Genomic DNA, 15,367 nt, shown 5'->3' on the forward strand with positions numbered 1-15,367 from the left:
CGACGGCTGCGTGAGCGGCGTCGCCCTTCGGCATTTCAGGGCGTGTTTCGGCTGACGGTGCTGACCGCTGGGAAGGTCATGAGAGTGTGACGCCGACCGGCATCAGGACTTGAGCCGGACATCGAACGCGACGGTGAGCAGGCGCACGAAAATCACGGAAAACGCGCTGATCGACAGGGTGTAGACAGGGTCCAGATCCGCGTAAGTGAGCGCGATGTAGATCCATCCCCCGATAAAGGCACACACCGCGTAAGGGCGCGTGTCGCGCAACACCAGCGGCACCTCGTTGCAGAGAATGTCGCGAATCACGCCGCCCCCCACGCCAGTGATCACGCCCATCATCACGGACATGAACGCCGACATGTCCGTCTGTAACGCCAGCGACGTGCCCGAAGCGCTGAAGAACCCCAGCCCGATGGCATCCGTAATGAGCAACACCCGCTCGGTTGCCACGCGCGACACCAGCTTGAGCACCATGGACGTGGACAGCGAGAGTACGAGGATGATGACCGAGTACCACTGATGCTGGACCCAGTAGAAGGGGCGATGGTCGAGCAGGATGTCGCGCAGCGTGCCGCCGCCGAAGGCCGTTGCAAAGGCCAGCACGAAGGCGCCGACGGGGTCGAGGTGCTGCTTGCGGGCTTCCGCGAAACCGGAGATGGCGCACGACAATACGGCGATGGCCTCCATGATGGCCAGGATCGTATGCAGTTGGGCGCTCATCTCGTTAATCATCGGCAAATCCTGTCAGCGGCGATCAGGGTGATAAACGGGTGACAAACGGCGACAAACGGCGACAAACGGGTGACGTGGAATCCACGTGTGAAGCAGATGAAGCAGATGAAGCAGGTGACGCCGGCAAAGCGGACGATGCAGATGCGCCCTCACTCACCCGCGCGGGAAGCTCTGGGCTGCGAAGCCTGGAGCAATACTACCAGTGCACCGCCCCCGCCGTCGCGTCCTTGCGCCTGCGCCCATGCCAGCACCTCGTTCTTCTGCGCGAGCCAGCCGCGCACCTTGTCCTTGAGCACCGGTTCGCGATTGACCGAGCCGAGGCCCTTGCCATGAATCACGCGTATGCAACGCAGGCCACGCTTGACGGCGTCGTGCAGGAAGGCTGAGAGCGCCTCACGGGCCTCGTCGCGACGCATGCCGTGCAGATCGATCTGCGCCTGCACGACCCATTCGCCGCGCTGGAGCTTGAGCACGGCGTCGTGGCTGATGCCGGGACGCCGGTACGACAGCCTGTCGTCCGTATCGAGCAGCGCTTCGGGGTCGAATTCGTCGGACAGGGATTCGTGCAGTACGGCGGCTTCGTCTTCCTGCGTCTGACGGGCGACAGGCTCGGGCGGCAGACGCGGGTGTTCGACGCGATTCGCCGAGCCTTTGCCGGTCAGTGGCGCGATGTCGCCGATGCTGTCGCGGAACACGTTGGCGTCGCGTTTGGCTTGCGCGGCACGCTTGGCGGCAGCGACACGTTCGGCTTCGCGGGCGGCGCTCTCCCTGGCGAGCGTGTCGCGCAGGCCGTTGAGATCGCTGAGACTGAGTTTCGGGGGCTTCTTGCTCATGGTCGTGCGAACAAGGTGAGGGGCAGAGCCGATGATAGCGGGACTGGCGGGAGGTGCAAGCCGATCGTATGACGCGACTGGCTCGCAGGCGTCATCTGTCGATGCTGCTGTGCGACTCCCGGACGGCAAGACGGGCGGCAAAACGAGGACGGCGCCCCCGCTGCATGAAAGATCACACAGCGAGGGCGCCGCCGGCAACCGGTGGCGCTGGCGCGCTTACTGGTCGAGGTTCTCGAGGTAGCGCTGGGCGTCGAGTGCGGCCATGCAACCCGTGCCGGCGCTGGTGATGGCCTGACGGTAGATGTGGTCCTGCACGTCGCCGGCGGCGAACACGCCCGGCACGCTGGTGGCCGTGGCGTTGCCGTTCAGGCCGCTGTGCGTGACGATGTAGCCGTTCTTCATTTCGAGCTGGCCGTCGAAGATATCGGTGTTCGGCTTGTGGCCGATGGCGATGAACACGCCGTGCAGCGAGATGTCTTCGTGCGCGCCCGTCTTGGTGTTCTTGATACGAACGCCGGTCACGCCGCTGTCGTCGCCCGTGACTTCGTCGAGCACGCTGTCGTACTTCAGTTCGACCACGCCCTGCTTGGCCTTTTCCAGCAGACGGTCGATCAGGATCGGCTCGGCGCGGAACTTGTCGCGACGGTGGATCACCGTGACCTTGCTGGCGATGTTCGACAGGTAGAGGGCTTCCTCAACGGCCGTGTTGCCGCCGCCGACCACGCAGACTTCCTTGCCGCGATAGAAGAACCCGTCGCAGGTGGCGCAGGCCGAGACGCCGCGGCCCGAGAAGGCTTCTTCGGACGGCAGGCCGAGGTACTGGGCCGAGGCGCCGGTCGCGATGATCAGGGCGTCGGCCGTGTACTCGCCGGAGTCGCCGATCAGGCGCAGCGGGCGTTCGTTCAGATGCACTGTATGAATGTGATCGAAAATCATCTCGGTGTTGAAGTGCTCGGCGTGGGCCTGCATACGGGCCATCAGCTCGGGGCCTTGCACCCCGGTCGGGTCGCCGGGCCAGTTCTCGACGTCCGTGGTGGTCATCAACTGACCGCCCTGGGCGATGCCCGTGATCAGCACGGGATTGAGGTTGGCGCGTGCGGCGTACACCGCGGCGCTATAGCCGGCGGGGCCGGAACCGAGAATCAGGACTTTGGCGTGCTTGGCAGCAGACATGGACTTGCTCACCGGAAAAAGAAGGGGCTGGCGCCTGACCCTGCACCGATACGGCAGGGGGCAGCGCAAGCCGACATTATAAAGGGCCGCCGTCGTTTCGTTGATCGAGCCTCACAATCGGTGCGATAGCCTGTGGGGCGCACGTCTGTCGGCGCGGGCCGTGGACGGGAGCGCCGGGGACGCCGGAAACACCGGCGTTACCGCTTGTCACCTTTTCATGCGAATACGAATGTAATAGTTGTTTACAATGGAGCCTTGCCGCGCGGCAGGCCGCCCGTCTGCCCGCCCAACCGCATGGCTTGATGACGACGAAATCTTCCTACTCTGCTGGTGCCGGATCGTCGTTGCCCAATCGGGTGACGCACCTTTTCCATGAAATCCGCTGGATGGCGCAGGTCGCGCTGATGGTGTTCCTGTTGATGGCGCTGTTCTCGTACAGCCGCCTGGACCCCAGCTGGACACATGCGGCGCACGTGGAGCGTATCGCCAACTGGGCGGGACGCGTCGGCGCGTGGGTCGCCGATATGCTGCTGCTCATGCTGGGCCTGTCCGCCTACTGGCTGGTGGTGTTCATCGGGCGCCGCGTGGTCTCGGGCTACCGCCGGATTTCCGCCCGCCGTGAAGCGCCCCCGCTGCGTGAGCGTCTTGCCAGCGGCGGCTGGGTCGAGATCGTCTCCTCCCTGATGGTCCTGCTCTCGAGCGCCGGCATCGAATCCCTGCGTCTTTATCGCCTCAAGGCTCAATTACCGCGTGCGTCCGGCGGTGTCATTGGCGAAACCGTCGGCGGCTTCTTCCAGCATGCGCTCGGCTTTACGGGCGGCACGCTGGCGCTGTTGCTGATCTTCGCGTTCGGCCTGTCGCTGCTGTTCCATTTCTCCTGGTTGTCCGCCGCCGAGAAGCTCGGCGCCCTGATTCTCGACACCGGCACCGTCATCCGCCGCCGCCGCGAGGCACGCCAGGACCGGCGTCTGGGCGAGGAGGCAGCCATCGCCCGCGAGGGCGCCGTGGTGCAAAACCGTGTGCGGGCGGAAGTCCACGAGCCGGTGCAGATCGTGCCGCCGGTGAAGGTCGTACCCAAGAGCGAGCGGGTCGAGAAGGAAAAGCAGGCGCCGTTGTTCGCCGATCTGCCCGATTCCATCCTCCCGCCGCTGGCGTTGCTCGACGCCGCGCCGGTGGCGCAGGAAACGGTATCGGGCGAAACGCTGGAATTCACGTCGCGTCTGATTGAGAAGAAGCTCAAGGATTTCGGCGTCGAAGTCAGTGTGGTGGCCGCTTATCCCGGCCCCGTCATTACGCGCTATGAGATCGAACCGGCCACTGGCGTGAAGGGCAGCCAGATCGTGAATCTGGCGAAGGATCTGGCGCGTTCGCTCTCGCTCGTGTCGATCCGCGTGGTCGAAACCATTCCGGGCAAGAATTACATGGGGCTGGAGTTGCCGAATCCGCGTCGTCAGACGGTGCGGATGACGGAAATTCTGGGCTCCGAGGTCTACAACAGTTCGTCGTCGCTGCTCACGCTTGCCTTGGGCAAGGACATCGGCGGCAAGCCGGTCGTGGCCGATCTGGCGAAGATGCCTCACCTGCTGGTCGCCGGTACGACCGGTTCAGGCAAGTCGGTCGGCATCAACGCGATGATCCTCTCGCTGCTGTACAAGGCGACGGCCGAGCAGGTCCGCCTGATCCTGATCGATCCGAAGATGCTCGAAATGAGCATGTACGAGGGTATCCAGCATCTGTTGTGCCCGGTGGTGACGGACATGCGTCAGGCGGGTCATGCCCTGAACTGGGTGGTGGCCGAGATGGAGCGCCGCTACAAGCTGATGAGCAAGCTGGGCGTACGCAACCTGGCGGGCTACAACAACAAAATCGACGATGCCGCCAAGCGCGAAGAGCATATTCCGAATCCGTTCTCGTTGACGCCGGACGAACCGGAGCCGTTGCAGCGTCTGCCGTACATCGTGGTGGTGATCGACGAACTGGCCGACCTCATGATGGTCGTGGGCAAGAAGGTGGAAGAGCTGATCGCCCGGATTGCGCAGAAGGCGCGGGCGGCGGGCATTCACCTGATTCTGGCGACGCAGCGTCCGTCGGTGGACGTCATTACCGGTCTGATCAAGGCGAACGTGCCGACGCGGGTGGCATTCCAGGTGTCGTCGAAGATCGATTCGCGCACGATTCTGGATCAGCAGGGCGCCGAGACGCTGCTCGGCATGGGCGACATGCTCTACATGCCGCCGGGCACCGGGTTGCCGCTGCGGGTTCACGGGGCGTTCGTGGCCGATGACGAAGTGCATCGCGTGGTCGAGCGGCTCAAGGAGCAGGGCGAGGCGAACTACATCGAAGGCATTCTGGACGGCGCGACGGAAGGCGAAGACGGTGGCGTCGATGGGGCGGCCGGCGGAACTGGCGAGGGGGGCGGCGAGTCCGATCCCCTGTACGATCAGGCGGTCGCGGTGGTGCTCAAGCAGCGCCGCGCGTCGATCTCGCTGGTGCAGCGGCATTTGCGCATCGGTTACAACCGGGCGGCGCGGCTGCTCGAACAGATGGAACAGTCCGGCGTGGTGTCGGCGATGGCGAGCAACGGCAACCGGGAAATTCTGGTGCCGAATCGCGAGGGAGAATAAGGAAGATGCTGGGATTCAAGCGCAGTTTGCCGCTCATGGCGGGCGCCGTTGGGATGACGCTGGCCATGCTGGTCGCCCCGGCCTACGCCAGTGGGACGGCGCAACTCAAGGCGTTCGCGGAGCAGGTCAAGTCGGCGCGTGGCGACTTCGAGCAGAAGCAGGTAAAGCAGCAGGGGCAGCAGGGGCAGCAGGACGGCACGTTGAAGGTGACGAACACGGCGTCCGGCACATTCGAGTTTTCGCGCCCCGGCCGCTTCGTCTGGCATTACACGAAGCCGTACGACCAGTTGTTGCAGGCCGACGGCACGACGCTGTACGTCTATGACAAGGATTTGAATCAGGTCACCGAGCGCAAGCTGGGTAACTCGCTGGGCGCCAGCCCGGCCGCGATTCTGTTCGGCAGCAACGACATCGAAAAGAGCTTTACGCTCAAGGACGCCGGCGTGAAGAACGGCATCGACTGGGTGGAGCTCCGGCCGAAGTCGCAGGACACGCAGTTCCAGCGCGTGGGCATCGGTTTTCGCGATGGCAATCTGGCCGCGATGGAGCTGTACGACGCCTTCGGCAACGTGACGCTGCTCACGTTCGGCAACATGCAGAAGAACCCGTCGCTGCCGGCCGACAACTTCAAATTCACGGTGCCCAAAGGGGCCGACGTGATCAAGGGCTGAGCGTGCGCTGACGCGCGTGCGTCTTCTCGGTCCCCTCCTGCCCGCCACGGCGCTCTGAGCGCGTTACGGGCGAGCCGGTCGTCGGGCTGGCATAATGGGGACATCTGATTATCTGACTGCGGCCGGGGACTCCCCGGCCGCGCTGCTTGAGAACATGCCAAACGACGCCCCTTTGTCGGCTTCGGTGCCTTTGGCCGAGCGCCTTCGCCCCCATACCATCGACGACGTGATTGGCCAGCGCCACCTGCTGGGCAAGGGAAAGCCTTTGCGCGTGGCGTTCGAGGCCGGCCGTCCGCACTCGATGATTCTGTGGGGCCCGCCGGGCGTGGGCAAGACGACCCTGGCGCGCCTGATGGCGGATGCCTTCAAGGCATATTTCATTGCGCTCTCGGCGGTGCTCTCCGGCGTGAAGGACATTCGCGACGCGGTCGAAGCGGCACAGATCCAGCGCGCGCAGGGCAAGCAGACGGTCGTGTTCGTCGACGAGGTCCATCGATTCAACAAGGCGCAGCAGGATGCCTTCCTGCCGCACGTCGAATCCGGACTTTTCATCTTTGTCGGTGCGACAACCGAGAATCCGTCGTTCGAGGTGAACGGCGCATTGCTCTCGCGCGCGGCGGTGTACGTGCTCAAGAGCCTGAACGACGAAGAACTGGGCGAGATGGTCACGCGCGCCGCGCATGAGCTCGACGACATCGGCTTCACGGACGAAGCGCGTCAGGGGCTGATCGATTCGGCCGACGGCGACGGTCGTAAATTGCTGAACAACGTCGAAATCGTGGCGCAGGCGGCAGTATCGCAGGGCCAGGAGACGATCGACGAGGCGCTGCTCGCCAGCGTGCTTGCCGAGAATCTGCGCCGGTTCGACAAAGGCGGCGACGCCTTCTACGATCAGATCAGCGCCCTCCACAAGTCGGTGCGCGGCAGTTCGCCGGACGGTGCGCTGTACTGGTTCTGCCGCATGCTCGATGGCGGCGCGGATCCCCGGTATCTCTCGCGCCGGATCGTGCGCATGGCGTGGGAGGACATCGGTCTGGCCGACCCGCGCGCCGCGCGCATCGCGCTCGATGCCGCGGAGACCTACGAGCGTCTCGGCACGCCCGAAGGGGAGTTGGCGTTGGCGCAGGCGGTGCTGTATCTGGCGAGCGCGCCGAAGTCGAATGCCGGGTACAACGCCTACAATCAGGCGCGGGCGTTCGTCGGCAAGGACAAATCGCGCGCAGTTCCGATTCATCTGCGCAATGCGCCGACGAAGCTGATGAAGGAACTGGGATACGGCCACGAATACCGTTATGCCCACGATGAGCCGGACGCTTACGCTGCCGGTGAAACGTATTTCCCCGACGATCTGCGGGCGCAGAACTGGTACCGTCCGGTGCCGCGTGGCCTGGAGGGGAAAATCGGCGAGAAGCTCAACTGGCTGAAGTCGCTCGATGCCGAATGGCGTCGCGCCAATGCCAAGGGACGTAATGCTTCCAATGCGTCTCCCAATGCGTCATCCGATGCGAAGGCGAAAGCACCGGCGGCCGGTAGCACGTCATCCGCATCGTCCCCGTCTTCCCCATCGTCCGCGTCCGGAAAAGCCTCTCCTGACGCGACTGCTGACGACGACGCCAGTTAAGCCGTAGACGCCGCAGCAACGGCGTCGACCGTGGTTTGACGCGATGGCGTCGAGGGAGAGCCGATGACACCGCGCATCCGGCATCGTCCCCTCGGAAATCCCGCAATTACGCGTTTCTGGCGAGGGGAGAGATGCTAAATCGCGTCATCGTGCTGCGCGTTTGGTAAAATCCCGCCATTGCCGTTGCGCGACGAAAGGTTGTCTGGGGTTGCCAGGCAGCGGCCAACACCCAATTCAAGGCTCACCGACGTGAGCCACTCACAAAAGATTTCCCACCATGCTCGACATTCAACTTCTTCGTAAGGATCTCGACGGCGTTGCCGCGCGACTCAAGGCGCGCGGCTACTCGCTCGACGTGGCGGCGTTCGCGGCGCTCGAAGCGGAGCGCAAGCAGATTCAGACGCAAACCGAGGAGCTTCAGGCGCGTCGTAACGCGTTGTCGAAGCAGGTCGGCATGAAGAAGGGCAAGGGCGAGGACGCCTCGGCCGAGATCGCCGAAGTCGGCGGCATTGCGGACACGCTCAAGTCGTCGTCGGTGCGTCTGGAAGAGATTCAGACGCGTCTGTCGGACTTGCTGCTGGGCGTGCCTAACCTGCCGCACGAGAGCGTGCCGGTCGGCTCGGACGAAACGCAGAACGTGGAAGTGCGTCGCTGGGGCACGCCGCGCGAGTTCGATTTCACGCCACGCGATCACGTCGATCTGGGCGCTGCACTGGGGCTGGATTTCGATGCTGCGGCGAAGCTTGCCGGCGCGCGCTTTTCGGTGATGAAGGGCGGGATTGCACGTCTGCATCGTGCGCTGGCGCAGTTCATGCTCGACACGCACACGAGCGAGCACGGCTATACGGAAACGTATGTGCCGTACATCGTGAATGCGGCGTCGATGCGCGGCACAGGCCAGTTGCCGAAGTTCGAGGACGACCTGTTCAAGGTGCCGCGTAAAGTCGGCGGAGACGAGGGCGAGCGCATCGAGAACTTCTATCTGATTCCGACGGCGGAAGTGTCGCTCACGAATCTGGTGCGTGACGAGTTGCTGCCGAACGATGCGTTGCCGATGAAGATGGTGGCGCACACGCCGTGCTTCCGTTCGGAGGCGGGCAGCTACGGCAAGGACACGCGCGGCATGATTCGTCAGCATCAGTTCGACAAGGTCGAGTTGGTGCATGTGGTGCGCCCGGAGGAATCGTACGACGCGCTCGAGACGCTCGTTGGTCACGCCGAGACGATTCTCCAGAAGCTGGGCCTGCCGTATCGCACGCTGGTGCTGTGCACGGGCGACATGGGCTTCGGCAGCGCGAAGACGTACGACATGGAAGTGTGGATTCCGGCGCAGAACACGTATCGCGAGATCTCGTCGTGTTCGAACATGGAGAGCTTCCAGGCACGCCGGATGCAGGCGCGCTTTCGCAATGCGCAGGGCAAGCCGGAGCTGGTACACACGCTGAATGGTTCGGGGCTGGCGGTAGGACGTGCGCTCGTGGCCGTTCTCGAGAACTATCAGAATGCGGACGGTTCGGTGACGGTGCCCGACGTGTTGCGTCCGTACATGGGCGGCATCGAGCGTCTGGAACCGGCGGCCTGAGTCAGGACGCGCGGCGAAGTAAAAAACTTCGAAAAAAGAGTTGCCCGAAAAAGAAATTCGGCTATAATCTCTTTCTCGCTGCTTGAGGCCACTCAGGCAGCGAACCAAAGCAGCAAGAACGCTTGGAGAGGTGGCAGAGTGGTCGAATGCGCCGGACTCGAAATCCGGTATACGGTTATACCGTATCGTGGGTTCGAATCCCACCCTCTCCGCCAAGCACACAATGAAGCCCTTGAGTCATCAAGGGCTTTTTTGTTTTCTGCGCCATCTAGCGCCCGGGGCAGGGCCACAGGGCCGGCGACATTCACGCCTGCGCAGCGTCAAACCGGAACGACCGATACGTCCCCATACGTTGAGGATGCGTGAGGACCAATTGCCATAGTTGTCCCTGTCTCGAACGAAAGAATCCCGCGCAACTCAGCAGATAGTATTTCCACATACGATAAAACCGCCGGTCATAGCGCGACTGCAAGCGCGGCCACGCGGCTTCAAATCGGTCCCACCATGCCATCAGCGTTCGGTCATAATCCGGCCCGAAGTTATGCCAGTCTTCGATGACAAACCGTCCCTCTACAGCTTGCGAGATCTCGCGAGCGGAGGGCAATTTGCCGTTGGGGAAAATGTACTTCTCAATCCACGGATCCGTCCCTTTGCTTGTCTGTGCAATACCGATCGAGTGCAAAAGAAAGAGTCCGTTCGGGGCTAAGAGACGACTGACAGTGTCGAAGTACGTTTCATAGTTCTTTGGCCCCACGTGCTCGAACATCCCTACGGAGACGATCTTGTCGAAGCTACCGTGCAGTTCGCGGTAGTCCTGCAGCAGGAATGTCACAGGAAGGTGCGCGCACCTGGCCTTGGCAAAAGACAATTGTTCTTTGGAAATGGTGACGCCGGTGACTTTTGCGCCGTAGTTTTCCGCAGCAAACTGCGCGAGCCCGCCCCACCCACAGCCAATGTCCAGCAACGTCTCGCCCGCCCTCAGACCTAGTTTTCGGCAAATCATGTCCAGTTTGTCGAACTGGGCATCCTCCAGATTGGCGGCTCGCTGCCAGTAGCCGCACGAATAAATCATCCGGCTGTCGAGCATCGCTTCAAAGATATCGTTGCCCGCATCGTAGTGCTGCTCCCCAACCTGGAAAGCACGTTCCATCGACTGCAAATTGAGCCACCGGTGGCGCATGTGGGTCAGTGCGAGATGGAGCTTTGCAATGCCCAAAGCCGCGTCGTCGACGTCCGCACTAAGCAATCGGGTAAAGAACTCATCCAGGCGATCGCACTCCCACTGCTCATCCATGTACGATTCCCCCAGCCCAAGCGACCACCTTGAAAGCACTTTTCGGTAAACGTCCGGGTCACGTACGCGAATATCCCATTCACGCTCACCATTAATCGAAATATTCGCCATCGCCAGAAGAGATTTCAATCCTTTCGGCGGATCAATATCGATGACACGATCTGAACATTTAGTATTGCGAAATTTTATCTCTGAATGACTCACTTCAGCTCCAAATGAATTGATGGAAGGTGATTGATTTTTGGTGGGAGAAATGCGCTCGTTTCGGCATCACTATGGCGCGTAAACCCCACTGATGAACAATTCAAAATGCCTATTGTCATCATAGGTTTCTCGCCGACTTGAGCACCCGGCGCGCATTCATTGAGGAGCCGCTTGGTGTGGCCGGCATGCACACCAATCTGGCTGGATATGGCGCCGCGCGTCGATAGCGGTCAACTAAATCACCGCCGAGAATGGAAATCGTTTTCCACGGAGGTCACAAATGACTGCAAATATTGCTGGTATCGCTGTTCCCGACAGCGCGTTCGCTCGCGAAATCACGGAGATCGTTCGTGACATCGAGTCACCACTGCTGTTCAATCACTCGAGCCGTGTCTTTTACTTCGCGGCACTTGCAGGCAAGCATCGTGGTTTGAAGTTCGATCCTGAACTGTTGTACTGCGGATGCATGTTCCACGACATGGGGCTGACGCACCAACACAGCAGTGCCTGCGAGCGATTTGAAGTTGATGGCGCCAATGCCGCCAGAGACTTCCTGAAGCGCAAAGGCATTACGCAAGCGGATATCGACGTGGTGTGGACCGCGATTGCCCTTCACACGACGCCGGGCATTCCCCAGCATATGCATCCGGTGATCGCGCTGGTAACGGCTGGCGTCGAAATGGACGTACTCGGATTGACTTACAACCAGTACACCGACATTGAGCGAGAAGCTGTAGTCGCTGCACATCCGCGTACGCCGAATTTCAAGGAGGACATCATTCAGGCCTTCTACGACGGCATCAAAAATAAGCCTGACACGACATTCGGCAACGTTAAGGCGGACGTCATCGCAGACAAAGAGCCGCATTTCCATGCTGGAAACTTCTGCAGCGTGATTCGTGCTTCCGCGTGGAAGGGCTGATCGTCGCAGCGGCCGTCTGCGCAACGTCAAACTATCGGTGGTGTGTGCCGCTGGGCTCACGTTCCATGTGGACTACATCACCGATAGTCTTCGGGGTGCATCGGCGAGAACGATCCGTGAGGAACCGAACGGTTGCTTTAACCTCATGCGCGAGGCAACGCCGGTCATGCACAGTGATGGCCGATCGCTATGCGTCGCCAGGCTGCTGCCTCACTGGATTCCAGCCTGGCGCGTTGTACACGTGGTAACGGGCAATGCCGGTATATTCATGCAACGCGAAATCCGCGACGGTGAAGTTATACGACAGCGGCAACGCAGACGGCATCGCACGTAAATAGTCTGCGCGCACCGGTATCGCGTTAACGCCAAAGTACGAGAAATACAGCATGCTACGTTGCAAATGGATGGCCGACGAAACGAGCACCATTCGGCCAGCATCGTAGTGCTGAAGCAAAGCGCTCGTGAATTGTGCGTTTTGCCAGGTATTCATACTGTGAGATTCAAGAAGCACATCAGCCGCCTTGACGCCGAGATTGAGCAAGGCGATCCGATAGACGGTCGCTTCCGGCGCGCCGTTTTTCTTCGCGTCACCGCCACTGACAACAATCTTGCAATCCGATTCGGTCTTCCGGCAGTCGTTGTAGAGTGCTACGGCTTCAGCGATGCGCGCATATGAAAACGTTACCGGTTCGACCGAGTTGGTTTGCGCAACTTTCTCGGTACCTGCGCCCAGAAGAATAATCGCGTTGCGTTGGCTCCATTCGATTGCCGGTTTCACGTCATAGGCGGATTGCAGGTTGTTCAGCATCCACGCGGGAACAAGGCCGCAGCCGATTGTCAGAAACAGGACGATCGAGATCGCGTAAAGCATTCTGCCTGTTCGACGCCATCTGAGTGCTGCACAGCGGGCGGCGAGCACAATCAATACGGCAAGAATCGCTAACGTCATCTCCGCTACCTTCAACAAGCAGTCAAAAAGGCGGCGCCTTCATGGGTTGGAGGCGCCGCACCGTGGTCCCTACCGGGGCATCAGAGCTCGATGTCTTCCGCACCCGGGGTGGCAGAGGGGAATGTCTGTTCAGGTTGCGCCGGCTGGAACGGATTCGCCACCTGGCCGGCCAGCGCCTTTAACGCTGCCGCAACGCCGGCGCCGTAGGCCGGGTCGGCCTTGCTGCAATTGTCGATGTGACGTTGCTTGATGAAGTCCGGTGCATCGCCGAGGGCGCGGGCCGTGTTCGCGAACAGGCGCTCCTTCTGCGCCTTGTCGTAGCTGCGAAACAGCGCACCCGGCTGGCTAAAGTAATCGGCGTCGTCTTCGCGGAAGTTCCAGAAGTCGGCATCGCCACGGATCTTCATGGGCGGCTCGCGGTACCCAGGCTGCTCCTGCCACTGGCCATAGCTGTTCGGTTCGTAGTGCGGCAGACCATCGTAATTGCCATCCACGCGCATCGCGCCATCGCGATGGTTGCTGTGCACCGGGCAGCGCGCAGCGTTCACCGGAATCTGATGGTGGTTGACGCCCAGTCGGTAGCGCTGTGCATCGGAATAGGCGAACAGGCGAGCCTGCAACATCTTGTCCGGCGACGGTCCAATACCCGGCACCAGGTTGCTGGGAGCGAAGGCGGACTGCTCCACGTCCTGATACCAGTTGACCGGGTTGCGATTGAGTTCGAACTGACCGACTTCAATGAGAGGGTAATCGCTCTTGGGCCACACTTTCGTCAGGTCAAACGGGTGGATGCGGTAGGTTTCCGCATCCAGTTCCGGCATCACCTGAACGAACAGCTTCCACTTCGGGAAATCGCTGTTCTCGATGGCGTTGAACAGGTCGCGGCCGTGGCTTTCCCGATCATGACCGACCAGGATCTGCGCTTGCGCATCGGTCAGCGACTCGACACCCTGCTGCGTGACGAAATGGAACTTGACCCAGAATCGCTCGCTGTTCGCGTTGGTAAAGCTGTAGGTGTGCGAGCCAAAGCCGTTCATGTGGCGGAAGCTGCGCGGAATGCCGCGGTCGCTCATCACCACTGTGACTTGCAGCAGGGCTTCGGGTAACAGCGTCCAGAAATCCCAATTGTTGCGCGCACTGCGCAGGTTGGTGTGCGGGTCGCGCTTGACGGCCTTGTTGAGGTCGGGAAACTTGCGCGGGTCGCGCAGGAAGAACACCGGCGTATTGTTGCCGACCAGGTCCCAATTGCCTTCCTCGGTGTAGAACTTCAGCGCGAAGCCACGGATGTCGCGCTCAGCATCGGCGGCGCCACGCTCACCCGCCACAGTGGTGAAGCGAGCGAACATCTCGGTTTGCTTGCCGACCTTTTCGAACAGCTTGGCGCGAGTGTAGCGTGTGATGTCGTGGGTCACGGTGAAGGTACCGAACGCGCCGGAGCCCTTGGCGTGCATGCGACGCTCCGGGATGACTTCACGGTTCAGGTTGGCCAGCTTTTCCAGCAGCCACACATCCTCCATCAACAGCGGACCGCGCGGACCGGCGGTACTGCTGTTCTGATTGTCCACAACCGGGGCGCCGAAGGCGGTTGTCATCGGGGTGACCGGAGCATCCCCCTGCTTTTGCGTCGGCGTGGTACTGAGGTCACGCTGCTGCTGCGCACCTTGTTCTGGCGTAAGCGCGCTGTGATACGGGCACTTTGCGATATTGCTGTCGGACTGGCTCATTGGCTGGCTCCTGTGGGGGTAGAGAGACGCAAGGACTGCGCGTCTGACTGTAGCAAGGATCGATGACCCCAATAATTGAATTAATCTCGGGCGCTCATAGGTCTTTGCTATGTTTGAAAAGCAAGGATCGTTGAAGCACGCGCACGTTTCCTCGTCCGGCCGTTCCTGCTGGAGTGCTGATGCGGCGTAGATAAGCGAAGAGGTATCGGCCTGAGCCGATACCTCTTCGGATTGACTGTCGCGTTGAGAAGATTTACTTCGCTTCGAACATCGATTTGACGTATTGAATATCGATGCCGAACGCGCCGCCATAATGTTTGGCGATGCCGGTCGTGAGGTCGTATGTCTCGGTGCGAGCCCAATCGCGCTGGAGTTCGAGCAAGTATGTCAGTGAGGTGATCGGGCGCGCCCCTGCCTGCAACATACGATGTACCGCCGCATGATGAGCCGCTTCCGTGCAATCGCCGCTCGCATCGACCACCACGTACACTTCGAAACCCTGCTCCAACGCGCAGAGTACGGGACCGTTGCAGCAGACCGACGTCCACAGTCCGGCGATCACAAGGCGGCTTTTGCCCGTGCGATTGACCCGTGCGACGAAGTTCTCATCCTCCCAGGCATTCGATGTCGTCCGGTCAACGATGTCGGCGTTCGGAAATGCTGCCGTGACTTCCGGAAACAGCGGCCCCGCGAAGGTGTCTTTCGAGATTGTCGAGATGATCGTTTGGACGCCGAAACCTTTTGCCGTGTCGGCCAGAATGCCGACATTCGCGCGTAGATTGGTGACGTCAATGGACTTCGTGTTGAAGGCCATTTGCGATTGGTGATCAATGAGGAGCAAAGCGTGGTCGTTGGGGCTCAGTAGCGATTTGGCAGGTCTTGCGACAGCTTGGATGCTCATAACGAGGGACCTCTCGAAACTCCGGACGTTGATGTCGGCAAAGCGTCTCGCCTTGCGGGTCGCAACGCCTTGCATGTATCCCGAGACGTTGCTGTTTCCGAGTATAGAGGCCATTGCAGCGGAGAAAATCGGCA

Annotated in this window: 12 protein-coding genes and 1 tRNA gene; 6 read left to right on the forward strand and 7 right to left on the reverse strand. The window is 61.1% G+C overall.

Features of this window, described 5'->3' with window-relative positions:
• Window positions 1–102 precede the first annotated feature (102 nt).
• The 3 genes from C5N93_RS26890 to trxB form a co-directional block, all read right to left on the reverse strand.
• Complete coding sequence (locus C5N93_RS26890) at window positions 103–735, reverse strand: trimeric intracellular cation channel family protein (protein ID WP_240493557.1); 633 nt, start codon at window positions 733–735, stop codon at window positions 103–105.
• 149 nt (window positions 736–884) lie between these two features.
• Window positions 885–1,568 carry a Smr/MutS family protein gene (locus tag C5N93_RS26895; RefSeq protein ID WP_242561668.1) on the reverse strand — a complete coding sequence of 228 codons (684 nt, stop codon included), beginning with the start codon at window positions 1,566–1,568 and terminating at the stop codon, window positions 885–887.
• 216 nt (window positions 1,569–1,784) lie between these two features.
• A complete protein-coding gene (trxB, locus tag C5N93_RS26900) occupies window positions 1,785–2,741 on the reverse strand; it encodes a thioredoxin-disulfide reductase (RefSeq protein ID WP_069342590.1) in 957 nt (318 codons plus the stop codon).
• A gap of 302 nt (window positions 2,742–3,043) precedes the next feature.
• Between trxB and C5N93_RS26905 the strand changes: the two genes are divergently transcribed.
• The 5 genes from C5N93_RS26905 (at window position 3,044) to C5N93_RS26925 (ending at window position 9,454) form a co-directional block, all read left to right on the forward strand.
• Window positions 3,044–5,365, forward strand: coding sequence for a DNA translocase FtsK (locus tag C5N93_RS26905; protein WP_242561669.1), 2,322 nt, complete (start codon window positions 3,044–3,046; stop codon window positions 5,363–5,365).
• A 5-nt stretch (window positions 5,366–5,370) separates the two neighbouring features.
• Window positions 5,371–6,036: an outer membrane lipoprotein chaperone LolA gene (gene lolA / locus C5N93_RS26910; RefSeq protein ID WP_242561670.1), complete on the forward strand. Its 666-nt coding sequence runs from the start codon at window positions 5,371–5,373 to the stop codon at window positions 6,034–6,036.
• Window positions 6,037–6,190: 154 nt separating this feature from the next.
• Window positions 6,191–7,657 (forward strand): replication-associated recombination protein A, encoded by a 1,467-nt coding sequence (locus tag C5N93_RS26915; RefSeq protein WP_242561671.1) that lies wholly within the window; start codon window positions 6,191–6,193, stop codon window positions 7,655–7,657.
• Between the two features lie 277 nt (window positions 7,658–7,934).
• The gene (gene serS / locus C5N93_RS26920; RefSeq protein ID WP_242561672.1) at window positions 7,935–9,239 is read left to right on the forward strand and encodes a serine--tRNA ligase; all 1,305 of its coding nucleotides are present in this window, start codon (window positions 7,935–7,937) and stop codon (window positions 9,237–9,239) included.
• Between the two features lie 124 nt (window positions 9,240–9,363).
• Window positions 9,364–9,454 (forward strand) — tRNA-Ser (locus C5N93_RS26925).
• An 89-nt stretch (window positions 9,455–9,543) separates the two neighbouring features.
• Here the strand turns inward: C5N93_RS26925 and cfa are convergent.
• Window positions 9,544–10,686 (reverse strand): cyclopropane fatty acyl phospholipid synthase, encoded by a 1,143-nt coding sequence (cfa, locus tag C5N93_RS26930; protein WP_242561882.1) that lies wholly within the window; start codon window positions 10,684–10,686, stop codon window positions 9,544–9,546.
• Window positions 10,687–11,017: 331 nt separating this feature from the next.
• On the opposite strand from cfa, the gene C5N93_RS26935 reads away from it, so the two are divergent.
• Window positions 11,018–11,659: an HD domain-containing protein gene (locus tag C5N93_RS26935; RefSeq protein WP_242561673.1), complete on the forward strand. Its 642-nt coding sequence runs from the start codon at window positions 11,018–11,020 to the stop codon at window positions 11,657–11,659.
• 187 nt (window positions 11,660–11,846) lie between these two features.
• Here the strand turns inward: C5N93_RS26935 and C5N93_RS26940 are convergent, their stop codons facing one another.
• The 3 genes from C5N93_RS26940 to C5N93_RS26950 all read right to left on the reverse strand — a co-directional run bounded on the left by C5N93_RS26940 (window position 11,847) and on the right by C5N93_RS26950 (window position 15,233).
• A complete protein-coding gene (locus tag C5N93_RS26940; protein WP_242561674.1) occupies window positions 11,847–12,608 on the reverse strand; it encodes a YdcF family protein in 762 nt (253 codons plus the stop codon).
• 80 nt (window positions 12,609–12,688) lie between these two features.
• Window positions 12,689–14,200 (reverse strand): catalase, encoded by a 1,512-nt coding sequence (locus tag C5N93_RS26945; RefSeq protein WP_242561883.1) that lies wholly within the window; start codon window positions 14,198–14,200, stop codon window positions 12,689–12,691.
• 385 nt (window positions 14,201–14,585) lie between these two features.
• Window positions 14,586–15,233, reverse strand: a complete 648-nt coding sequence (locus C5N93_RS26950) for a hydrolase (protein WP_242561675.1) — start codon at window positions 15,231–15,233, stop codon at window positions 14,586–14,588.
• Window positions 15,234–15,367 lie beyond the last annotated feature (134 nt).

It is taken from the genome of Pandoraea sp. LA3 (assembly GCF_022696215.1).
Classification (GTDB): Bacteria; Pseudomonadota; Gammaproteobacteria; order Burkholderiales; family Burkholderiaceae; genus Pandoraea; species Pandoraea capi.